The 21,779-nt window shown below is 71.1% G+C and carries 20 protein-coding genes; 11 read left to right on the forward strand and 9 right to left on the reverse strand.

Translation table 11 applies throughout. From position 1 onward, the window contains the following. Nucleotides 1-55: 55 nt before the first annotated feature. Entirely contained in the window at nucleotides 56-679 is a 624-nt protein-coding gene (locus D9V36_RS14485; protein WP_129294144.1) for a hypothetical protein, read from the forward strand. A 117-nt stretch (nucleotides 680-796) separates the two neighbouring features. On the opposite strand, the gene D9V36_RS14490 is transcribed toward D9V36_RS14485, so the two are convergent. The 5 genes from D9V36_RS14490 to D9V36_RS14510 all read right to left on the reverse strand — a co-directional run bounded on the left by D9V36_RS14490 (nucleotide 797) and on the right by D9V36_RS14510 (nucleotide 4,391). Then, nucleotides 797-2,497 (reverse strand): acyl-CoA mutase large subunit family protein, encoded by a 1,701-nt coding sequence (locus tag D9V36_RS14490; protein WP_129294145.1) that lies wholly within the window; start codon nucleotides 2,495-2,497, stop codon nucleotides 797-799. A 215-nt stretch (nucleotides 2,498-2,712) separates the two neighbouring features. After that, entirely contained in the window at nucleotides 2,713-3,045 is a 333-nt protein-coding gene (locus D9V36_RS14495) for a DUF3817 domain-containing protein (protein ID WP_129294146.1), read from the reverse strand. Between the two features lie 76 nt (nucleotides 3,046-3,121). Next, nucleotides 3,122-3,631 (reverse strand): MarR family winged helix-turn-helix transcriptional regulator, encoded by a 510-nt coding sequence (locus tag D9V36_RS14500; protein ID WP_129294147.1) that lies wholly within the window; start codon nucleotides 3,629-3,631, stop codon nucleotides 3,122-3,124. Between the two features lie 101 nt (nucleotides 3,632-3,732). After that, nucleotides 3,733-4,044 carry an MTH1187 family thiamine-binding protein gene (locus D9V36_RS14505; protein ID WP_129294148.1) on the reverse strand — a complete coding sequence of 104 codons (312 nt, stop codon included), beginning with the start codon at nucleotides 4,042-4,044 and terminating at the stop codon, nucleotides 3,733-3,735. Then, nucleotides 4,041-4,391, reverse strand: coding sequence for a DUF3817 domain-containing protein (locus D9V36_RS14510; RefSeq protein WP_129294149.1), 351 nt, complete (start codon nucleotides 4,389-4,391; stop codon nucleotides 4,041-4,043). The genes D9V36_RS14505 and D9V36_RS14510 overlap by 4 nt, the downstream gene beginning before the upstream one ends. A 218-nt stretch (nucleotides 4,392-4,609) precedes the next feature. Between D9V36_RS14510 and D9V36_RS14515 the strand changes: the two genes are divergently transcribed. The 4 genes from D9V36_RS14515 (at nucleotide 4,610) to D9V36_RS14530 (ending at nucleotide 7,296) form a co-directional block, all read left to right on the forward strand. Then, the gene (locus D9V36_RS14515) at nucleotides 4,610-5,248 is read left to right on the forward strand and encodes an AIM24 family protein (RefSeq protein WP_129294150.1); all 639 of its coding nucleotides are present in this window, start codon (nucleotides 4,610-4,612) and stop codon (nucleotides 5,246-5,248) included. Further along, on the forward strand, nucleotides 5,248-5,931 hold the full coding sequence (locus D9V36_RS14520) for an AIM24 family protein (RefSeq protein ID WP_129294151.1): 684 nt from the start codon (nucleotides 5,248-5,250) through the stop codon (nucleotides 5,929-5,931). Before D9V36_RS14515 ends, D9V36_RS14520 begins: the two co-directional genes overlap by 1 nt. Further along, entirely contained in the window at nucleotides 5,928-6,701 is a 774-nt protein-coding gene (locus D9V36_RS14525; RefSeq protein ID WP_129294152.1) for an AIM24 family protein, read from the forward strand. The genes D9V36_RS14520 and D9V36_RS14525 overlap by 4 nt, the downstream gene beginning before the upstream one ends. A gap of 118 nt (nucleotides 6,702-6,819) precedes the next feature. Beyond that, nucleotides 6,820-7,296 carry a MarR family winged helix-turn-helix transcriptional regulator gene (locus D9V36_RS14530; RefSeq protein WP_129294153.1) on the forward strand — a complete coding sequence of 159 codons (477 nt, stop codon included), beginning with the start codon at nucleotides 6,820-6,822 and terminating at the stop codon, nucleotides 7,294-7,296. Between the two features lie 57 nt (nucleotides 7,297-7,353). Here the strand turns inward: D9V36_RS14530 and D9V36_RS14535 are convergent, their stop codons facing one another. Both D9V36_RS14535 and D9V36_RS14540 read right to left on the reverse strand, forming a co-directional pair. Further along, nucleotides 7,354-8,757, reverse strand: a complete 1,404-nt coding sequence (locus D9V36_RS14535) for a sensor histidine kinase (protein ID WP_129298406.1) — start codon at nucleotides 8,755-8,757, stop codon at nucleotides 7,354-7,356. A gap of 4 nt (nucleotides 8,758-8,761) precedes the next feature. Continuing rightward, nucleotides 8,762-9,472, reverse strand: a complete 711-nt coding sequence (locus D9V36_RS14540; protein WP_129294154.1) for a response regulator transcription factor — start codon at nucleotides 9,470-9,472, stop codon at nucleotides 8,762-8,764. 110 nt (nucleotides 9,473-9,582) lie between these two features. Between D9V36_RS14540 and D9V36_RS14545 the strand changes: the two genes are divergently transcribed. Beyond that, entirely contained in the window at nucleotides 9,583-10,275 is a 693-nt protein-coding gene (locus D9V36_RS14545; protein WP_129294155.1) for a PepSY domain-containing protein, read from the forward strand. Between the two features lie 1,128 nt (nucleotides 10,276-11,403). Here the strand turns inward: D9V36_RS14545 and meaB are convergent. Together meaB and D9V36_RS14555 are read right to left on the reverse strand one after the other, a co-directional pair. Then, nucleotides 11,404-12,363: a methylmalonyl Co-A mutase-associated GTPase MeaB gene (meaB, locus tag D9V36_RS14550; RefSeq protein WP_129294156.1), complete on the reverse strand. Its 960-nt coding sequence runs from the start codon at nucleotides 12,361-12,363 to the stop codon at nucleotides 11,404-11,406. Between the two features lie 72 nt (nucleotides 12,364-12,435). Further along, nucleotides 12,436-13,611: an acetyl-CoA C-acetyltransferase gene (locus D9V36_RS14555; RefSeq protein ID WP_129298407.1), complete on the reverse strand. Its 1,176-nt coding sequence runs from the start codon at nucleotides 13,609-13,611 to the stop codon at nucleotides 12,436-12,438. 174 nt (nucleotides 13,612-13,785) lie between these two features. On the opposite strand from D9V36_RS14555, the gene mce reads away from it, so the two are divergent. From mce to D9V36_RS14580, 5 genes are all read left to right on the forward strand, one after another. Continuing rightward, nucleotides 13,786-14,226, forward strand: coding sequence for a methylmalonyl-CoA epimerase (gene mce, locus D9V36_RS14560; RefSeq protein ID WP_129294157.1), 441 nt, complete (start codon nucleotides 13,786-13,788; stop codon nucleotides 14,224-14,226). Nucleotides 14,227-14,434: 208 nt separating this feature from the next. Next, nucleotides 14,435-18,685: a polarized growth protein Scy gene (scy, locus tag D9V36_RS14565; protein ID WP_129294158.1), complete on the forward strand. Its 4,251-nt coding sequence runs from the start codon at nucleotides 14,435-14,437 to the stop codon at nucleotides 18,683-18,685. A 113-nt stretch (nucleotides 18,686-18,798) separates the two neighbouring features. Next, nucleotides 18,799-19,737 carry a cellulose-binding protein gene (locus D9V36_RS14570; protein ID WP_129294159.1) on the forward strand — a complete coding sequence of 313 codons (939 nt, stop codon included), beginning with the start codon at nucleotides 18,799-18,801 and terminating at the stop codon, nucleotides 19,735-19,737. A gap of 162 nt (nucleotides 19,738-19,899) precedes the next feature. Further along, entirely contained in the window at nucleotides 19,900-20,943 is a 1,044-nt protein-coding gene (locus tag D9V36_RS14575) for an ABC transporter ATP-binding protein (RefSeq protein ID WP_129294160.1), read from the forward strand. A 3-nt stretch (nucleotides 20,944-20,946) separates the two neighbouring features. Beyond that, entirely contained in the window at nucleotides 20,947-21,720 is a 774-nt protein-coding gene (locus D9V36_RS14580; protein WP_129294161.1) for an ABC transporter permease, read from the forward strand. Nucleotides 21,721-21,779 lie beyond the last annotated feature (59 nt).

The following is a 21,779-nucleotide window of genomic DNA, read 5'->3' on the forward strand; positions in this document are numbered from 1 at the left end:
TCGGCGCGCGACAGCCTCCCGCACTCTCCGGCGACCAGGAAGAGAAAGATTTCCCGTGTCCAAGCCCCTCCGCACGAACGGCCAAATCTCGTTCGGCACTCGATGCGCCCTCTTGTCGCTCTTTGCCGTCCTCTTCCTGGCCAGTGCCATGTTCACCGTAAAAGGCCTGGCCGCGGCGGGCTTCACGGGCACACCCGGAACCTTCACGGTCAAGGAGTGCGCACAGCACCGCGACACCGGCTCGCGGCACTCGACCACGTCGTCCCCCGCATACGACTGCACCGGACATTTCCGTTCGGAGGACGGCAAGTCCGTGAACAATGACGCGTCCATGAGCGGACTCGACACCCGTTACTCCGCCGGTATCCGCCTGCCGTCCCAGAAAGACACCGGAAAATCCGCTTTCGGCTTCCTGATTCCGGACTACGCCCTCACCAGCCGCGGGGAGATCACCAAGAACTTCATGTGCGCTTTCGGCTTCCTGCTCTTCGCTCCTTTTCTCCTCTACTCCTGGCTCACGGGCGCTGCGGAAACCGGCGGCACGGTTCGCCAGGCGCGGGAGAGGTGGCGCGCGACCGCCGGGACCCGCACCCGCACCATCGTCCTCACCACCGGTGGCGTCATCCTCTTCGGTGTGCTGGTCGTCAGCCCGGTCCTCGGGTTCGTGCTGGCGCCCTGACCCGGCGGGACGGACCACGGCTGCCGGGAGCCGCAACCTCCGAGAACCGGCGAAGGCCCCGAGCGCTCCGGATCACCGGGCTCTCAGGGCCTGTCGCGGGCTCACGGACTCGGGGGCTCAGAACCCGGCCGGCTCCGTATAGACCCCCCACTCGTCCCGCAGCACACCGCAGATCTCACCGAGCGTCGCCTCGGCGCGTACGGCCTCCAGCATCGGCTCGATCATGTTGCCGCCGGCCCTGGCGGCTTCCAGCATCGCCTTCAGGGAGGCCTGGACCCTGGCGTCGTCCCGGGCCTCCTTGCGGGCCGCGAGCACCCGCACCTGCTCGCGCTCGACCTCGTGGCTGACCCGCAGGATCTCCAGGTCGCCGGTGACCGAGCCGTGGTGGCAGTTGACGCCGACGACCTTCTTGTCGCCCTTCTCCAGCGCCTGCTGGTAGCGGAAGGCGGACTCGGCGATCTCGCCGGTGAACCAGCCGTCCTCGATGCCGCGCAGGATGCCGGAGGTCATCGGGCCGATCGGGTGCTCGCCGTTCGGGACCGCCCGCCGGCCGCGCTCCTTGATCTGCTCGAAGATCTTCTCGGCGTCCGCCTCGATCCGGTCGGTCAGCGACTCGATGAACCACGAGCCGCCGAGCGGGTCCGCCACGTTGGCGACGCCGGTCTCCTCCATCAGCACCTGCTGGGTGCGCAGCGCGATCTCCGCGGCCTGCTCACTGGGCAGCGCCAGGGTCTCGTCCAGCGCGTTGGTGTGCAGCGAGTTGGTGCCGCCGAGCACGGCCGCCAGCGCCTCGACGGCGGTCCGTACGACGTTGTTGTACGGCTGCTGGGCGGTCAGCGAGACCCCTGCGGTCTGGGTGTGGAAGCGCAGCCACTGCGCCTTCTCGCTCGTCGCGCCGTAGACGTCCCGCATCCAGCGGGCCCAGATCCGGCGCGCGGCGCGGAACTTGGCGATCTCCTCGAAGAAGTCGAGATGCGCGTCGAAGAAGAAGGACAGGCCGGGGGCGAAGGTGTTGACGTCCAGGCCGCGGGAGAGGCCGAGCTCCACATAGCCGAAGCCGTCGGCGAGCGTGTACGCCAGCTCCTGCGCGGCCGTCGCGCCCGCCTCGCGGATGTGGTAGCCGGAGACCGAGAGCGGCTTGTACGCGGGGATGCCGCGCGCGCAGTGCTCCATCAGGTCGCCGATCAGACGCAGATGCGGCTCGGGCTGGAAGAGCCATTCCTTCTGCGCGATGTACTCCTTGAAGATGTCCGTCTGCAGGGTGCCGTTGAGGACGCCCGGGTCGATGCCCTGCCGTTCGGCGGCCACCAGATACATGCAGAAGACCGGGACGGCGGGCCCGCTGATCGTCATGGACGTCGTGACGTCGCCCAGCGGGATGTCCTGGAACAGGACCTCCATGTCGGCCGCCGAGTCGATGGCGACGCCGCAGTGGCCGACCTCGCCCAGCGAGCGCGGGTCGTCGGAGTCCCGGCCCATGAGGGTGGGCATGTCGAAGGCGACCGAGAGGCCGCCGCCGCCCGCCTTGAGGATCATCTTGTAGCGCTCGTTGGTCTGCTCGGCGTTGCCGAAGCCGGCGAACTGGCGGATGGTCCAGGTCCGCCCGCGATAGCCGGTCGGGTACAGCCCCCGCGTGAAGGGGTACTCGCCCGGCCAGCCGATCCGCTCGAACCCCTCCACCGAGTCCCCGGGCCGGGGCCCGTACGCCGGCTCGACGGGATCACCCGAGAGCGTGGTGAAGTCCGCGTCCCGCTTCCGGGCGGAGTCGTACCGAGCCTGCCAGCGGCGGCGGCCCTCATCGATCGCGTCAGCGTCCATACCCCCGAATTTACTTGGACGTCCTAGTACTTGTCGACGGGAGACTGCCACGAGTTGCCCCTCGCACCGTCGGTGTCACACTCCGTAACGGATGCCGGACAACGCAAACGCGCCCGCCCGGCATCCGGGACAGGCGCGTATGAGCAGGTCATCAGGGGCGCCGTCGGACGGCGCCGGGGCGGACCGGCTGCGGTCAGGCCTTCAGCCGTCCGCGGTCAGGCCTTCACCGGCTCCGGAGCGTCATCGGCGATCAGCGGCTCGACCTCCCGCACCACCTGGCGCTCCACGAAGAAGGCGGCGGTGGGGATGGTGCCCGCGATCAGCACCCACAGCAGCTTGCCGAACTTCCACCTGGCCTTGGAGCCCAGGTCGAAGGCGAACACCAGGTAGATGATGTAGAGCACGCCGTGGATCTGCGAGACGACGAGGGTGAGGTCCTTGCCCATCCCGAAGCCGTACTTGAAAACCATGCATGTGCAGAGCACCAGCAGCATCACGGCGGTGATGTAGGCCATCGCCCGGTAACGGGTCAGGACGCTTCGCTTCATGCCCCGAGCGTAACGGCCCGTTCCGGGGCGATCTTCGCCGCCCCCCTGTGCACACCGGGCCGGGCGGCGGCGCCCGCTACTCGTCCTGGAAGTCCTCCGCCGCCACCCGCAACGGCCGCAGCATCGCGAAGATCTCCCCGCACTCCTCGGCGTCGTACGTCCCGAGCCCGAAGTCCATCGCCATCAGATCGCGGGTCGCCGCGTCGCACACCTCGCGGCCCTTGTCCGTGATGGTGGCGAGCGTGCCCCGCCCGTCGTTCGGGTTCGGCCGCTTGGCCACGAGACCGGACTTCACCAGCCGGTCGACGGTGTTGGTCACCGAGGTCGGATGCACCATCAGCCGCTCGCCGATCTTCGACATCGGCAGCTCACCGGCCTTGGAGAAGGTCAGCAGCACCAGCGCCTCGTAGCGGGCGAAGGTCAGCCCGTACGGTTTGACCACCGCGTCCACCTCGGCCAGCAGGATCTGATGGGCGCGCATGATCGAGGTGATGGCGGCCATCGAGGGCACGGCGCCCCATCGCTGCCGCCACAGTTCGTCGGCGCGCGCGATGGGATCGAAAGCAAGGCTGAGCGGCTTCGGCACGCTTGCGACCCTACCGGGCGCTCACATGGTGGTCAGCCGTGTCTCAGTTTTCGATACCGGCAAGCGGTACGGGCGGCCCGCACGCCCCTGTGCCCACCGGCTCAGGAGCGCCGGGCGTCGCCCTCGGCGAGGTACCGCTCCACGGTTTCCACCTTCGAGGTCAGTCCGTCCGTGACGCCGGGCCGGATATCGGCCTTGAGGACCAGGGAGACCCGACCGGAACGCGCCTCGACGGCCGCGACCGCGCGCTTGACGACGTCCATGACCTCGTCCCACTCCCCTTCGAGGGAGGTGAACATCGCGTCCGTGCGGTGCGGCAGCCCCGACTCGCGGACGACCCGGACCGCGTCGGCGACGTACTCGCCGACGTCCTCGCCGACACCCAGAGGGCTCACGGAGAAGGCGACGATCATGTGTTCAGGACCCCTTCCTTGCGGGCGCGGGCCGCGATCACACCGGCCTCTTCCTCGCGCTTGAGCACCTTGTCCCCGTAGAGGCCGCCGAACGGCAGGATCGCCAGCAGGAAGAAGAAGGCGACGCGCTTGAAGGGCCACTTGGTGCGGTTCCACACGTCCAGCAGCAGCACCACATACGTGATGAACAGCAGTCCGTGGATCATGCCGAGCGGCATCACCAGGGAGTCGTAGTCGAAGGCCAGGCGGAAGCCGGTGCCGAAGATCAGCAGTGCCGGGAAGGAGATGGCCTCCGGGACGGAGGCCAGGCGCAGTCGGTGCAGGGCAGCAGCGGTCTTGATGTCCACGGGAACCTCGTTCGGGTGGCGGCGGGCGAGGAGAAACTTGCTTGTGCAAGAGTTCACAAGCTTCGCCCCATTGTTACAGCCGCCTCGGCGATCACCGCGCCGGGGGGAGGTGCGGGGCGCCCCCGGACCGGCCCCCGGCGGAATTCAGGGCGTTATCAGGGCGATATCAGGGCCAAAGGGCCTGCCCCGGGCGGCCCCGGCCGACTACCGTCTGACCCGTGGCTCAGTTTCGGCTCCAGGGGAGCAAGGTGCTCGCCGTCGATATGACGGGCGACGCCGTCAAGGCGAAAAACGGTGCGATGGTCGCGTACGACGGCCAGATGTCGTTCAAGAAGATGTCCGGTGGCGGCGAGGGCCTGCGGGGCATGGTCACCCGGCGGCTCACGGGTGAACAGATGGCCGTGATGGAGGTGAAGGGCCACGGCACCTGCTACTTCGCGGACCGCGCGAGCGAGATCAACCTCGTCCAGCTGCAGGGCGAGAAGCTGTACGTCGAGGCCAACAACCTGCTGTGCACGGACGCCGCACTGCGGACGGGCACGACCTTCACCGGCCTGCGCGGCGCCTCCCAGGGCAACGGCCTGTTCACCACCACCGTCGAGGGCAGCGGCCAGGCGGCGGTCATCTCCGACGGCCCCGCGGTGGTGCTGCGGGTCACCAAGCAGCACCCCCTCCAGGTCGACCCGGGCGCCTATGTCGCCCACACCGGCGACCTCAAACAGCACTTCCAGACCGGGGTGAACTTCCGCACCGTCCTCGGGGAGGGCTCCGGCGAGTCCTTCCAGATCCGCTTCGAGGGCGAGGGCCTGGTCTACGTCCAGCCCAGCGAGCGCAACACCGTGGGAGGTGAGATCTGATGCCGTTCACGGCGCTCAACTCCCGCATGGTGGAGGCCAGGATCGGTCCGGGCCAGCGGATGTTCAGCCAGCGCGGCGCGATGCTCGCCTACCGCGGGGACGTCACCTTCACCCCCAACATCCAGGGCGGCCAGGGCGGCGTCGGCTCCATGATCGGCCGCCGGATCGCCGGCGAGGCCACGCCGCTGATGACCGTCGAGGTCCCCCAAGGCCTTAACGGCCGGGGAGGTGCCCCCACGGCCACCGTGATGTTCGGCCACGGCGGCCATCACGTCCATGTCGTCGACCTGACCGGCGAGACGCTGTACGTCGAGGCCGACCGGCTGCTGGCCTTCGACGGCTCGCTCCAGCAGGGCACGATGTTCATGGGCTCGCAGGGCGGGGTGATGGGCATGGTGCGCGGCCAGGTCACCGGCCAGGGCCTGTTCACCACGACCCTCAAGGGCGTCGGCTCGGCCGCGGTGATGGCGCACGGCGGCGTCATCGAGCTGCCGATCACGCCCCAGCGCCCGGTCCATGTCGACCCGCAGGCCTATGTCGCCCACCGCGGCGACGTCCGCAACAAACTGTCCACGGCGCTCGGCTGGCGCGACATGGTCGGCCGCGGCTCGGGCGAGGCCTTCCAGCTGGAGCTGTCCGGCCAGGGCACCGTCTACGTCCAGGCGTCGGAGGAAAAGCTGTGACCGGTCCCGTCGTCCACGACGTCTCGTCGCTCCCCGCCGACGACAACGTCAACGCGTACACCTTCAGCGTCGACCTGAACGGCCAGTGGTTCCTGCAGAAGGGGAAGATGATCGCCTACTACGGGCAGATCGACTTCCACGGCATCGGACACGGCCGCCTGGACCGCCTGATCGCCGGAAGTTTCCATTCGCCACTGCACGCCGCGGACTGGGTCGTCGCCGAGGGCCGCGGAAAGATGCTGCTCGCCGACCGTGCCTTCGACGTGAACTCCTTCGATCTGGAGGACGGCAACCTGACGATTCGCTCCGGCAATCTGCTCGCATTTCAGCCATCTCTGGCGCTGAAGCAATCGATCATCCCGGGCTTCCTCACCCTCATCGGGACCGGCAAGTTCGTGGCCGCTTCCAACGGCCCGGTGGTCTTCATGGAACCGCCGATCCGGGTCGACCCGCAGGCGCTGGTCGGCTGGGCCGACTGCCCCTCCCCGTGCCACCACTACGACCACCAGTACCTGCGGGGATTCCTGGGCGGGCTGCGGGCGCACACCGGGATCGGCGGGGCGTCCGGCGAGGAGCACCAGTTCGAGTTCGTCGGCGCCGGCACGGTGCTGCTGCAGTCCACCGAGCAGCTGATGCCGGAGCTGGCAACCGGGGCGGTTCCGACCGAGGAGGGCGTTCCGGGCGGGGGCGGACACGTTCCGCAAAGTGGCTCACAACTGCCTCAGCTCCCCGGCAACCTCGGGAGCCTCCAACGCCGCTTCGGGCTGTGAGCGATACTCTGCGGACGGTGACCTCGAACGTCTGACCAACGTCCGGCCCCGGGTCGCCGAGGCCATCACCCTCACCCCAATTAATTCACTATTCAACTTTTACGGGTAGAATCATTCCATGACGACCGACAGTGACACCCCCTGGCTGACCGACCAGGAGCAGTGTGCCTGGCGCACCCACCTGGACGTCAGCAGGCTGCTGATGCACCAACTCGAGCGTGATCTGCAGCCGTTCGGCCTGACGAACAACGACTACGAGATCCTGGTCAACCTCTCCGAGGCCGAGGACCGACGGCTCCGGATGAGCGACCTGGCGGCCAGCACGCTGCAGTCCAAGAGCCGTCTCTCCCACCAGATCACCCGGATGGAGAACGCCGGCCTGGTGCGCCGCGAGAGCTGCGAGTCGGACCGCCGTGGTCTCTACGCCGTCCTCACCGACGAAGGCTGGGACACCATGCGCCGGGTCGCCCCGCACCATGTCGCCTCGGTCCGCAAGCACTTCATCGACCTGTTCACCACCGACGACCTCCAGGCGCTCCGCAGCTCCCTCGGTCCCGTCGCCGATCACCTCCGCAAGGAGCGCGGCGGCCTCTGACCGGCCGGCCTCGGCCCCCCGACCGGGCCGGGGCCGGGCGGCCGGGGCCCCGCCGGATCAGCCTGCCACCGGCAGCCGCAGTTCGAACACCGACCCCGTGCGCACGCCCAGCGAGCCGCCGTGCCGCACCGCCACGTCCCGCGCGATGGCCAGCCCCAGACCGGCCCCGCCGTCGTCCCGCGCCCGCGCATCATCGAGCCGTACGAACCGCTCGAAGATCCGCTCCCGCTCGTCCTCCGGTACCCCGGGCCCGTCGTCCTCGACCCGCAGCACCACCCACTCCCCCTCGCGCACCACGGCCACCCGCACGGACCCGACGGCATGCCGCTGCGCATTGTCGAGCAGGTTCCCCAGCACCCGCGCCAACTGGCCGCGCGACCCGGTCACTTCCGCGCCCGCCAGCTCCCCGACGTGCGCCGGGATCCGGTCCGCGACCCGCTGCGAGCTCTCCTCGCGCACCATCGCCGCCAGATCGACCCGGGCGTCCGCCGGCCGCTCCCCCGCGTCCAGGCGCGCCAGCAACAGCAGATCCGCCGCCAGCCGCTGCAGCCGTACGGTGTCCTCCACCGCACCCGGCACATCCAGCAACTCCGGATGCGCCACCCCCACTTCGAGCTGGGTCCGCAGACTCGCGATCGGGCTGCGCAGCTCGTGTGAGGCGTCCGCGACGAACCGCCGCTGCCGCTCCACGGACGACTCCAGCGCCGCCAGCGTCTCGTTGGTCGTCCGCGCCAGCCGGCCCACCTCGTCCTGCGACGACGGCACCGGCACCCGGCGGCTCAGATCCGTACTCGCCGTGATCGCGGCCATCTCCCCGCGGATCCCCTCCACCGGCCGCAGCGCGCGCCGCGTCACCAGCCAGGTCACCCCCGCCACCACCACGCACAGCAGCGGCAGCCCGATCAGCATGGCCGTCCGCACCGACCCCACGGCCTCCTGCTCCGGCGCCAGCGCCGCCCCCGCCCGCACCGTCGCCGTCCCACCGCGGGTGTCCTTGGCCTCGACCACCGCGAACCGGTAGTCGGCCACCTTGCCGTCGACGTCCGCGGTCCCGTCCCGGTGGACCGCATCGTCATCGACCTCACCGGGCTCAAGCCCACTCCGGTCGTCGTCCTCGTCGTCCCCCGGGGCCCCCTGCCCGGCACCCTTTGCCCCCCGCTTCGCGCCGCCCACCGGCTTCCCGTCGACGGCACGCACGTCCTCACCGACCGCCAGCACCCGTCCGTCCTCCCCGGCCACCACCACCGGATGGTCCTCGCCGTCCGGCAGATCCAGCTCGGCGTACGGCGTACCCGTCGCGATCTGCGCGGCCACCTCCCGGGCCGCGATCTCGGCCTGCAGCCCGGCCTGGTTCTGCAGCTTGCTGCTCAGCACCAGCAGCACGGCCGTCCCCGCCGCGATCAGCGCCAGGGCCACCACCGCGGTCGCGCCGGCCGCCGCCTTGGCCCGTACGGAGCCCAGCACCCTACTCACCCGCCACCAGCCGGTATCCGGCACCGCGCACCGTCGTGATGTGCCCGGCACCGAGCTTGCGCCGCAGCGCGCTCACATACACCTCGATGATGTTGACATCGCCCTCGTAGGCGAAGTCCCAGACGTGCTCCAGGATCTCCGCCTTGGAGACCACCTCGCCCGCCCGCAGCGCCAGCTGCTCCAGCACCGCGAACTCCTTCGTCGTCAGCGCCACTTCCGCGCCGTCCCGCTCCACCCGCTGTGCGCCCTGGTCGATGGTCAGCGCCCCCACTCGCAGCACCGGCAGCGCGCTCCGGCCGTGCCGGCGCAGCAGCGCTTTCACCCGCGCCACCAGCACCACATACGAGAACGGCTTGGTCAGATAGTCGTCGGCCCCGGTGTCCAGCCCCTCGGCCTCGTCGTACTCGCCGTCCTTGGCCGTCAGCATCAGCACCGGCACGTCGTGGCCCGCGGCCCGCAGCGCCCCGCACACCCGGTAGCCGTTCATCCCCGGCAGCATGATGTCGAGCACGATCAGGTCGTAGCCGTCCTCCGTCGCCCGGCGCAGCCCCTCCCGTCCGTCGTGCACCACGTCCACCGCGTACCCCTCGGCCATCAGTCCCTTGGCCAGCGACAGGGCCAGCCGCTTCTCGTCCTCCACGATCAGCAGACGGAACGGGCGGCGTGCTCCGGGCGGGCGGTGGCGGGTGACAGGCGGGTGCATGCGCTCACCATGCCACCCCTTTCCTGAAGCCCCCTTCAGGCGCCTTCAGGTCCCCTTCAGCTTCGTTCGGCGAGTGTGTGGACACAGCCGATCGCAAGGGGAGAACACACATGAAGCGCCATCTGATCATCGCCACCGCCGCGGCCGCCGCCCTCGTCGCCGGCGGCACGGCCACCGCCGTCGCGGTCAGCAACGACGCCAACGCCGCCTCCGGCGGCGGTCTCCCGGCACAGACGTCCCCCCACCACGCGGGTTCGCAGGCCACCGGCACCGCCCAGGTGCAGGACGGCCGCTCCAGCATCCGCCTGTCGGACGACGACACCGACCGCCGCGAGGCCGACGCCGCCAAGGTGAGCGCACCGGACGCCGCGGCCGCCGCGCTGAAGGCCGTGCCCGGCACCGTGACCGGCCTCGACCTGGACGCGGACCGCCCCGGCCTGGTCTGGGACGCGGATGTGCTGGGCAAGGACGGCAAGTGGCACGAGATCACCCTCGACGCGGGCAACGCGCGAGTGCTGAACCAGCACGTCGACCACGACGAGGACGACGACGCCCAGGAGCGGGCCGCCGCCAAGAACGCCAGGACTGACGCCGCGGCCGCTGCCCGCAGCGCGGCCTCGCACGGCACGGTGACCTCCGTCGAGCTGGACGACGACCACCGGGGCAAGGCCGTCTGGGAGGTCGAGACGATCACCAAGAACGGCAAGGAGCACAAGCTGCTGGTCGACCCGCAGTCCGGCAACGTGACCGCCGCTCCGGCGCATGACACGGACGACGACGACAACGACGGCGCGGACGACTGACACGCCCCCGTTCGCCCCGGCCCTCGCCCACACTGTTGTGGGCGAGGGCCGTTGTCGTGGCGTCACGGTCGCCCACGGCCGGGGCGGGCACGTGATCGCTTCGCGGCCGGGTCCAGTGCGGGTTGCCGGTGGCTGGGGCCGGGCGCCGTTTCGTTGTGGGTGGTGGGTCGGAGGGGACGTCCGGTACCCCGTCCTCGGCGCGGGCGGCCCTGGTACGTGCGATTGGTTGCCCCGGCGTTCGCTCCGGTCCTGCGGGCGGGGCACCGGACATCCCCTCCGACCACCGCCCGTTGGCGACCGTCCCGCCGTACCCATCACCGTTACGGCCACCACCAGCTCCCCCCTTGGCAGGACGCTGGGCAACAGCCAGGCCCAAGCCACACCAGGCCTTGGCGGAGCGCCAGGCAACCACCAGGCCCGAATCACACCAGGCCTTGGCAGGGTGCCGGGCAATCACCAGGATCGCGCCACACGAGGCCTTGGCAGGACGCTGGGCAACCACCAGGTCCGAGCCACACCAGGCCCTGGCAGGGTGCCGACAAATCGCCAGGGTCGCAGCCGCCGAGGCCTTGGCAGGTCACTGGGCAACCACCGGGTCCGAGCCACACCACCCCTGGGCAGGGCACTGACCGACCGGGCGCAGAGGTTGTCGGCCGCCCAGCCGTCGTCCGGCCGCCGTCATCCGACCGACCCGCACCAGGTGTTCCTTGGTCGGCCCGCACCGGGTGTTCCTCGGCCGGCCCCGCCCGGGGTGGCGCTTGACCGGACCCGCCCCGGGTGATTGGTGTTCCTTGACCGGAGGCGGCGCGCCTGCGCCTGTGGTCAGTGACGGACGGTGCCAGCGGGCGGCAGCCGGGAACGAACGAAGGCCGGAGGGGATGCCCGGTGCCCCGCCCGCAGGACCGGAGCGAACGCCGGGGCAACCAATCGCACGTACCAGATGCGCCCGCGCCGAGGACGGGGTACCGGGCGTCCCCTCCGGCCCCAGCGGCAACCACCGACCCCGCAAAGGCACCAGCCCCAACGACCCAACCGGCAACACCGAGACCCGGCGGCAACAACGCCCCCAAGGGGCGCGGGGAACTGCGCGCCCAGCCACAACCCACCCGCAGACAAACAAGCGCGCCGTCAGGCCCCGTTCGTCAGCCCGTCAACCAACTCATCGGCCGCCCGATACGGATCCGTCTCACCGCTGACGATCCGCTCCGCAAGCGCACCCAGCCGCCGATCCCCCCGCAGATCCCCGATCCGCTCCCGCAGCGCCGTGACCGCGATCGTCTCGACCTCATGCGCCGCCCGCGAGCGGCGCCGCTCGCCCAGCACCCCCCGCTCCTCCATCCAGGCCCGGTGCTTCTCCAGCGCCTCGACGACCTCGTCGACCCCCTCGCCCCGCGCCGCGACCGTCTTGACGATCGGCGGCCGCCAGTCCCCCGCCGCCCGGGACTCGCCCAGCCCCAGCATGTGGTTGAGCTCGCGGGCGGTCGCGTCGGCGCCGTCCCGGTCGGCCTTGTTGACGACGTAGACATCGCCGATCTCCAGGATTCCGGCCTTGGCCGCCTGGATGCCGTCGCCCATGCCGGGCGCGAGCAGCACCACGCTCGTGTCGGCCTGCGAGGCGATCTCGACCTCGGACTGGCCGACGCCGACCGTCTCGACGAGGACCACATCGCAGCCCGCCGCGTCCAGGACCCGGATCGCCTGGGGCGCGGCCCACGCCAGGCCGCCCAGATGGCCGCGGGTGGCCATCGAGCGGATGTAGACGCCGGGGTCGGAGGCGTGCTCGCTCATCCGTACGCGGTCGCCGAGGAGCGCGCCGCCGGAGAACGGCGAGGACGGGTCGACGGCGAGCACGCCGACCCGTTTGCCCGTCTTGCGGTAGGCCGTCACCAGCGCGGAGGTGGTGGTGGACTTGCCGACGCCGGGCGAGCCGGTCAGCCCGACCACATAGGCGTTGCCGGTGAGCGGCGCCAGGGCCGCCATCACCTCACGCAGCTCCGGTGACGCCCCCTCCACGAGGGAGATCAGCCGGGCCACGGCCCTCGGCCGGCCCTGCCGTGCCTGCTCCACCAGCTGTGGGACGTCCACCATCGCCGCTCGGCTCCTTCGGTTCGCTGGTACGCGAATCGGCCCGCCCGTACGCGTGCGCGCACGGGCACTCGGTTACTTACCCGGTACGCGAATGATCAGCGCGTCGCCCTGACCACCGCCGCCACAGAGCGCGGCGGCACCCACGCCACCGCCCCGCCGGCGCAGCTCCAGCGCCAGATGCAGCACGATGCGGGCTCCGGACATCCCGATCGGGTGACCCAGCGCAATGGCGCCGCCGTTGACATTCACCTTTTCCGGGGACACCCCGAGGTCCTTCATCGACTGCACGGCGACGGCCGCGAACGCCTCGTTGATCTCGATCAGGTCAAGATCGTCGACGGTCAGCCCGTCCTTGCCCAGCGCGTGGTTGATCGCGTTGGACGGCTGGGACTGGAGGGAGTTGTCGGGGCCGGCGACGTTGCCGTGGGCGCCGATCTCCGCGATCCATTCGAGCCCGAGCTCCTCGGCCTTGGCCTTGCTCATGACGACCACGGCGGCGGCACCGTCGGAGATCTGCGAGGAGGTGCCGGCGGTGATCGTGCCGTCCTTGGCGAAGGCCGGACGGAGCTTGCCGAGCGATTCCGCGGTGGTTTCGCCGCGGATGCCCTCGTCCTTGCTGAAGACGACCGGCTCACCCTTGCGCTGCGGGATCTCCACGGGGGTGATCTCGGCCTCGAAGAGCCCGTTCTTCTGCGCGGCGGCGGCCCGCTGGTGGGAGCGCGCGGCGACCTCGTCCTGCTCCGGTCGGGCGATGCCCAAACGGGTGTTGTGCTTCTCCGTCGACTCGCCCATCGCGATGCCTTCGTAGGCGTCGGTGAGGCCGTCGTGGGCCATCGCGTCGAGCATCTCGACGGCGCCGTACTTGAAGCCCTCACGGGACTTCGGGAGCAGGTGCGGGGCGTTGGTCATGGACTCCTGGCCGCCGGCAACGATGACGTCGAACTCACCCGCGCGGATGAGCTGGTCGGCCAGCGCGATGGCGTCGAGGCCGGAGAGGCAGACCTTGTTGACGGTCAGCGCGGGGACGTTCATGGGGATGCCGGCCTTCACCGCCGCCTGGCGCGCCGGGATCTGCCCCGCCCCGGCCTGGAGCACCTGGCCCATGATCACGTACTGCACCTGGTCGCCGCCGATGCCCGCCCGGTCCAGTGCCGCCTTGATGGCGACGGCGCCCAGGTCCGCGCCGGAGAAGGTCCGCAGGGATCCCAGGAGCCGCCCCATGGGGGTACGCGCTCCCGCCACGATCACTGAGGTGCTGCCGTTCGTGCCGTTCGTTGCAGACATGCGGTGCGGCCTTCCTTTGCAGGGAAGTTAACGAGGGTTACCCGTCAATGTACTGAGCGGTACGCGCCGGGTCACCGGCAAGCGGGTGTGATCGCGCGCACGTTGCGTAACCAGCCGTGCGAGGGGTGCACTGGAGCCATGCTGACGCGAATCGACCACATCGGGATCGCCTGTTTCGACCTCGACAAGACTGTCGAGTTCTACCGTGCCACGTATGGCTTCGAGGTGTTCCACACCGAGGTCAACGAGGAGCAGGGAGTCCGGGAGGCCATGATCAAAATCAATGGGACGTCGGACGGCGGCGCCTCGTATCTGCAGCTTCTGGAGCCCACTCGCGAGGACTCCGCGGTGGGCAAGTGGCTTGCCAAGAACGGCGAGGGCGTCCATCACATCGCCTTCGGCACCGCGGACGTGGACGACGACTCCGAGGCCATCCGCGGCAAGGGCGTCCGGGTCCTCTACGACGAGCCCAGGACCGGTTCGATGGGGTCGCGGATCACCTTCCTGCACCCCAAGGATTGTCACGGAGTGCTCACCGAACTCGTCACCGCGGCGCCCGCCACCTCCGAAGACCACTGACCATCACCTTCCCCGGCCGGTAGAGTGCAGCTTCGGCCGGGGTAAGGGAGTGGGGCTCGGTCCATACTCTGCCGATGATCTGACACCATTTCTTCGGAAGGGTCAGCTCCGATGGGTGCGAGTCCGGTACGACGTGACGTGTACGGGACGAGCGCCGCAGGACCGGAGACGGCCGCCACCATGACCAGGGGACGGATGGGACCGCGCAGTGCGGGGCAACGACCGCTACGAGGCTGACGACCACCTCTCGCAGTTCGAGGCCGAGATGGAGCGGCTGAAGAGCGAGCGGGACAAGGCCGTCCAGCACGCCGACGACCTCGGCTACCAGGTCGAGGTGCTGCGCGCCAAGCTGCATGAGGCGCGCCGCAACCTCGCGACCCGTCCTGCCTACGACAACGTCAGTCATCAGGCCGAGCAGATGCTGCGCAATGCGCAGATCCAGGCGGACCAACTGCGTACGGACGCCGAGCGCGAGCTGCGCGAGGCCCGGGCGCAGACCCAGCGGCTGCTGCAGGAGCAGGCGGAGCGGCAGTCCCGGCTGGAGGCCGAGCTGCACGCCGAGGCGGTCACCCGGCGCCAGCGGCTCGACGAGGAGCTCAACGAGCGCCGGCAGACCGTCGAGTCTCACGTCAACGAGAACGTCGCCTGGGCCGAACAGCTGCGTGCCCGGACGGAGTCGCAGGCCCGCCGGCTGATGGAGGAGTCCCGCCGGGAGGCCGAGCAGGCACTGTCGGCCGCGCGGGACGAGGCCCAGCGGCTGGCCGAACGCGCCCGTGAGCGGCTCGGTACCGCGGCCGAGGAGGCCCGTACCGAAGCGGAAAGCATTTTGCGCCGCGCCCGTACGGACGCCGAGCGGCTGCTGAACGCCGCCTCCAACCAGGCCCAGGAGGCCACCGATCAGGCCGAGCAGCTGCGGACCAGCGTCGGCACCGAGTCGGAGGAGGCCCGCCGCCAGGCCGCGGAGCTGACCCGTACCGCCGAGGCCCGCGTCCAGGAGGCGGACAAGGCGCTGCGCGAGGCGCGCGCCGAGGCCGAGAAGCTGGTCGAGGAGGCGCAGCAGAGCGCCACCAAGCGGCTGACGGCGGCCGAGTCGGACAACGAGCAGCGCACCCGTACGGCCAAGGCGGAGATCGCCCGGCTGGTCGGCGAGGCCACCAAGGACGCCGAAGCGCTCAAGGCCGAGGCCGAGCAACTGCGCGAGGACGCCCGCACGGAGGCCGACCGGCTGATCGCCGAGGCGGAGGAGACCGCCCGGTCCAAGGCGTCCGAGGACGCCGCGGCCCAGCTGGCGAAGGCCGCCCGCACCGCCGAGGAGGTGCTGAACAAGGCCTCGGAGGACGCCAAGGCCACCACCAAGGCGGCCGCGGAGGAGGCCGAACGGCTGCGCAGCGAGGCCGAGGCCGAGGCCGACCGGCTGCGCGAAGAGGCGCATGACACCGCGGCCCAGCTCAAGGGCGCGGCGAAGGACGACACCAAGGAGTACCGCGCCAAGACCGCCGAACTCCAGGAGGAGGCACGGCGGCTGCGCGGCGAGGCCGAGCAGCTGCGCGCGGACGCGGTCGCCGAGGGCGAGCGGATCCGCAGCGAGGCCCGCCGGGAGGCGGTCCAGCAGATCGAGGAGGCGGCCGGGTCCGCCGAGGAGCTGCTGGGCAAGGCCAAGGCCGATGCCGAGGAGACCCGTTCGGGCGCCGTCGCGGAGAGCGAGCGGGTGCGGACGGAGGCCATCGAGCGGGCCACCGCGCTGCGCAAGCAGGCCGAAGAGGCGCTGGAGCGGGCCCGGTCCGAGGGCGAGGAGCTGCTGACCGAGGGCGCCCAGGCCGCGGAGATGGTGACCACCGAGGCCGAGGAGTCCGCCGCGCGGCTGCGCGCGGCGGCCGAAGAGGCCGCGAAGGAGCTGCGGACCGAAGCACAGGCCGAGCTGGACCGCCTGCACGGCGAGGCGGAGGAGAAGGTCACCGCCGCCGAGCGGACGCTGCGCGACGCCCGCGCAGAGGCGGAGCGGCTGCGCCGGGAGACCCAGGAGGACGCCGCCCGGCTCAAGGCGGAGTCGGCGGAGCGGCGCCGGACGCTGCAGCAGGAGGCCGAGGAGGAGGCCGAGCGGCTGCGCGACGAGGCCGCGTCCGACGCCTCGTCGGCCCGGGCCGAGGGCGAGTCGGTGGCGACGCGGCTGCGCAGCGAGGCGTCGGCCGAGGCGGAGCGGCTGAAGTCGGAGGCGCAGGAGACCGCGGACCGGGTGCGTGCCGAGGCCGCGACGGCCGCGGAGCGCACCGGCGCGGAGGCGGCACAGGCACTGGCCGCGGCCCAGGAGGAGGCCGCGCGGCGGCGCCGGGAGGCCGAGCAGCTGCTGGGCGAGGCCCGCGAGGAGGCCCACCAGGAGCGCACCGCGGCCCGCGAGCAGAGCGAGGAGCTGCTGGCGTCGGCCCGTACGCGGGTGGGCGAGGCGCAGGAGGAAGCCGAGCGGCTGGTCGAGGAAGCGGACCGGCGTGCGGGCGAGTTGGTGGCGGCGGCCGAGCAGACCGCACAGCAGGTGCGGGACGCGGTCGCGGGGCTGCACGAGCAGGCCGGTGAGGAGATCGCCGGACTGCGTTCGGCGGCCGAGCACGCCGCGGAGCGCACCAAGGCCGAGGCGCAGGACGAGGCGGACCGGGTCCGCAAGGACGCCTACGAGGAGCGGGAGCGCGCCTCGCAGGACGCCGCACGGGCGCGGCAGGAGGCCCAGGAGGCCCAGGAAGCCGCGAAGGTCCTGGCGGAGCGGGCGGTCTCCGAGGCCATCGAGGAGGCCGACGCGCTCCGTACGGAGGCGGCCGGTGTCCTGGACGCGGCGCGACGGGACGCCGATACGGCGCGGTCCGAGGCCGCCGAGCAGGCCGACCGGCTGGTGTCGGAGGCGACCGGGCAGGCCGAGAAGCTGGTCGCGGACGCCACGGCGAAGGCACAGCAGCTGCGCACCGACGCCTCGGACGCGCTGGCCGCGGGCGAGCAGGACGCGGCGCGGGCCCGTGCGGAGGCGCGCAACGACGCGAACCGGATGCGCTCGGACGCCGCCGAGCAGGCCGACCGTCTGGTCACCGAGGCCCGCACGGAGGCCGAACGGATCGTCACCGAGGCGACCGAGCTGACCTCGTCGGCGCAGGACGACGCGGACCGTACGGTCCAGGAGGCCCAGCAGAACGCCGAGCGGCTGCGGGCCGAGGGCGAGCAGCAGGCGCAGTCCCTGGTGGCGGAGGCGACCGAGACGGCCGAGCGGCTGCGGACGGAGGCGGCCGAGGCCCTGGAGAAGGCCCGTCTCGACGCCGAGCACACCGGCGACCAGGCGCGCGAGGCGGCGAACAAGACCCGCTCGGACGCCGCCGAGCAGGCCGACCAGCTGATGTCGGAGGCGGCGACCGAGGCGGAGCGGCTGCGCACGGACGCGGCGGAGACGACCGCGGACGCCGAACGGGACGCGGACCGCACCCGGGCCGATGCCCGCGAGCAGGCGGACCGCATGGTCGCGACGGCCACCGCGGAGGCGGACCGGCTGCGCACGGAGGCGGCCGAGACGGTCACCGCCGCCCAGGAGCACGCCACCCGCACCCGCAGCGAGTCCGCGAAGGTCAAGGAGGACGCCGAGGCGGCGGCCGAGCGGACCCGTACCCAGGCGCAGCAGGAGGCGGACCGGCTCATCGACGAGGCGCGCAAGGACGCCGCCAAGCGCCGCGGGGACGCGGCCGAGCAGGCGGACCAGTTGGTCGCCAAGGCCCAGGAGGAGGCCCTGAAGGCCGCCACCGCGGCCGAGGAGCAGGCCGACACGATGGTCGGCGCGGCCCGCAAGGAGGCCGACCGGCTCATCGACGAGGCGACGACCGACGGCAATGCCCGGGTGGAGAAGGCCCGTACGGACGCGAACACGCTGCTGGAAGAGGCCCGCGGCGACGCCACGGGCATCCGGGAGCGCGCCGAGGAGCTGCGCCGGCGGATCGAGTCCGAGGTGGAGGAGCTCCACGAGCGGGCCCGCCGGGAGTCCGCGGAGACGATGAAGAACGCCGGCGAACGGGTCGACAAGCTCATCGCGCAGGCCACCGCCCAGCAGGTGGAGGCCGAGGAGAAGGCCGACCGGATGGTGGCGGACGCCAACAGCGAGGCGAGCAAGGTCCGGATCTCGGCGGTGAAGAAGGCCGAGGGCCTGATCAAGGAGGCCGAGAACAAGAAGGCCGAGGCGGTGCGCGACGCGGAGCGGATGCGCGGCGAGGCCGAGGCCGAGGCCGCCCGGATCGTGGACGAGGGCAAGCGGGAGCTGGAGGTCCTGGTGCGGCGGCGCGAGGACATCAACACCGAAATCAGCCGCGTTCAGGACGTTCTGGAGGCCCTGGAGTCGTTCGAGACACCCGGCGGAAACGGGGAAGGCAAGGGCGGCGGGGTGAAGGCGGCCGCGGGCGCGGGGGCAACTCGTTCGAGTGGCAAGCAGTCTGAAGGGTAGCCACTCAAATGAGGGGTCATTCTCCGGATCAAACCCGCAATGACTCGATGACACGCCGTGATGGCCCCTAGGATTCTCCTTATCACCTCACCGGTCTCTTCGACAGGAACCCCATGAGCGACACTTCCTCCCCCTTCGGCTTCGAGCTCGTGCGGCGTGGGTACGACCGCGGTCAGGTGGACGACCGCATTACGAAGCTCGTCGCCGATCGCGACAGCGCGCTGGCCCGCATCACGTCGCTGGAAAAGCGGATCGAGGAGCTGCACCTCGAAACGCAGAACGCCCAGGCGCAGGTCAATGACGCCGAACCGTCTTACGCGGGCCTCGGTGCGCGCGTGGAGAAGATCCTCCGCCTCGCCGAAGAGGAAGCGAAGGATCTCCGTGAAGAGGCCCGCCGGGCCGCCGAGCAGCACCGCGAGCTGGCCGAGTCGGCCGCCCAGCAGGTCCGTAACGACGCCGAGCAGTTCGCCACCGACCGGAAGGCGAAGGCGGAGGACGAGGGCGCCCGGATCGTCGAGAAGGCCAAGGGCGAGGCGGCGACGCTGCGCGCCGAGGCGCAGAAGGACGCGCAGTCCAAGCGCGAGGAGGCGGACTCCCTCTTCGAGGAGACCCGGGCCAAGGCCGCGCAGGCCGCGGCGGACTTCGAGACCAACCTCGCCAAGCGCCGTGAGCAGTCCGAGCGTGACCTGGCCTCGCGTCAGGCCAAGGCCGAGAAGCGGCTCGCGGAGATCGAGCACCGCGCCGAGCAGCTCCGCCTGGAGGCCGAGAAGCTGCGGACGGACGCGGAGCGCCGGGCCCGCCAGACGGTGGAGACCGCGCAGCGCCAGGCCGAGGACATCGTGGCGGACGCCAACGCCAAGGCGGATCGTATCCGCAGCGAATCCGAGCGCGAGCTGGCGGCGCTGACCAACCGCCGCGACTCGATCAACGCCCAGCTGACCAACGTCCGCGAGATGCTGGCGACGCTGACCGGTGCGGCGGTGGCCGCGGCCGGCGCCCCCGGCGACGACGAGACCGCCTCGCACGGCGTCCCCGCCCAGCAGACCCGCTGACTCCCCCGGCTGACGCCGGGAGGTGCCCCCAGGCAGGTCCCGAAACGGTCGCGCGCCCCCGTACCGCCTCTGTGGTGGTGCGGGGGCGCGGTGCGTACGGGGGTCAGCCGGGCGGCCCCGCACCGGTGGCCGGGGCCACGGAGCGGGCCTAGCGTGCTGTACATGATCGAGCTCGAGGGGCTGACCAAGCATTACGGCGACAAGGTCGCCGTGGACCACCTCACCTTCACCGTGCGGCCCGGTATCGTCACCGGCTTCCTCGGCCCCAACGGCGCGGGCAAGTCGACGACCATGCGGATGATGCTCGACCTGGACAACCCGACGTCGGGCACGGTCCGGATCAACGGCAGGCACTACCGCCGGATGCAGGATCCGCTGACGTACATCGGGGCGCTGCTGGAGGCGAAGTCGGTGCACGGCGGCCGGAGCGCCGCCAACCATCTGCTGTGTCTGGCGCAGAGCAACGGCATCCCCCGCAGGCGGGTCGGCGAGGTGCTGGACACCGTGGGGCTGAGCGCCGTCGCCAAGAAGCGGACGAAGGGGTTCTCGCTCGGGATGAGCCAGCGGCTGGGCATCGCCGCCGCGCTGCTCGGCGATCCGCAGGTGCTGCTCTTCGACGAGCCGGTCAACGGCCTCGACCCCGAGGGAATCCACTGGATCCGCACGCTCATGCAGAACCTCGCGGCCCAGGGCCGTACCGTTTTCGTCTCCTCGCATCTGATGAGCGAGATGGCGCTGACCGCCGAGCACCTGATCGTGATCGGGCAGGGCCGGCTGATGGCGGACACCTCGATGAAGGACTTCATCCACCAGAACTCGCGGTCCTACGTCCGGATGCGCTCCCCGGAGCAGGAGAAGCTGCTGGACCTGCTGCACACCGAGGGCATGCAGGCGGTGGCGGCCGGCAACGGCTCGCTGGAGGTCGACGGGGTGCCCGCGGAGCGGCTGGGCGAACTGGCCGCGGCACATCAGCTGGTGCTCCATGAGCTGAGCCCTCAGCAGGCCTCCCTGGAGGAGGCGTTCATGCAGCTGACCGCGGAGTCGGTGGAGTACCACGCACACGGCGGCGAACCGGTGCCGGCGCAGGCCGGCGGGTGGTCGCCGGCGGCGCGGCCCCCGGGAGAGCCGCAGCCGGCCGGGGCACGGCCGGGCGAACCGCAGCCGACCGGCTGGGGCGCAAACTGGCAGAAGAAGAAGAGGAGCTGACGGATGGCGGCGGTCGGGCAGGTCATTCGGTCGGAGTGGACCAAGATCAGGTCGGTGCGGTCCACGGTGTGGACGCTGGGCGTCGCCGTCGTGGTCACCGTGGGGCTGGGTGTGGTGATCTGCAGCCTGACCAGCAGCGACTTCAACTCGATGCCGGCCAGGGCCCGGCTGTCGTTCGACGCCACCAACATCAGCTTCGCCGGGATGGGGCTGGGCCAGCTGGCGATGATCGTCTTCGGGGTGCTGGTGGTGTCGAACGAGTACAGCACCGGCATGATCCGCGCCTCGCTGGCCGCCGTACCGCAGCGCGGCACCTTCCTGTTCTGCAAGCTGCTGGTGGCCACCGCACTGGTCTTCGTCGTCGGCCTGGTGACCAGCTTTGTGACGTTCTTCGCCGGGCAGTCGGCGCTGGGCGACCTCCGGGCGCATATCGGGGATCCGGGTGTGCTGCGCGCGGTGATCGGCGGCGGGCTCTATATGACGCTCATCGCGCTGTTCTCGATGGCGGTGGCCACCATGCTGCGGAGTCCGATGCTTTCGCTGGGCATTCTGATGCCGTTCTTCTTCCTCATTTCCAATATTCTCGGAAATGTCACGGCGACCCGGAAAATCGGCCGCTTTCTGCCGGACCAGGCGGGTTCAAAGATCATGCAAGTGGTGACGCCCGCCAACAGCGATGTGCCGTACGGCCCGTGGGGCGGGCTGGGAATCATGATCGCCTGGACGGCCGCGGCACTCATCGGCGGGTTCGTACTCCTCAAAAGGCGCGACGCATAACGATCGCGCCTGGTGGAGGGCGCCGGGCGGGTAGCCGGCAAGCCCCACAGTCGCCAAGC

Source organism: Streptomyces lydicus (assembly GCF_004125265.1).
In the GTDB taxonomy this organism is placed as follows: Bacteria; Actinomycetota; Actinomycetes; order Streptomycetales; family Streptomycetaceae; genus Streptomyces; species Streptomyces lydicus_C.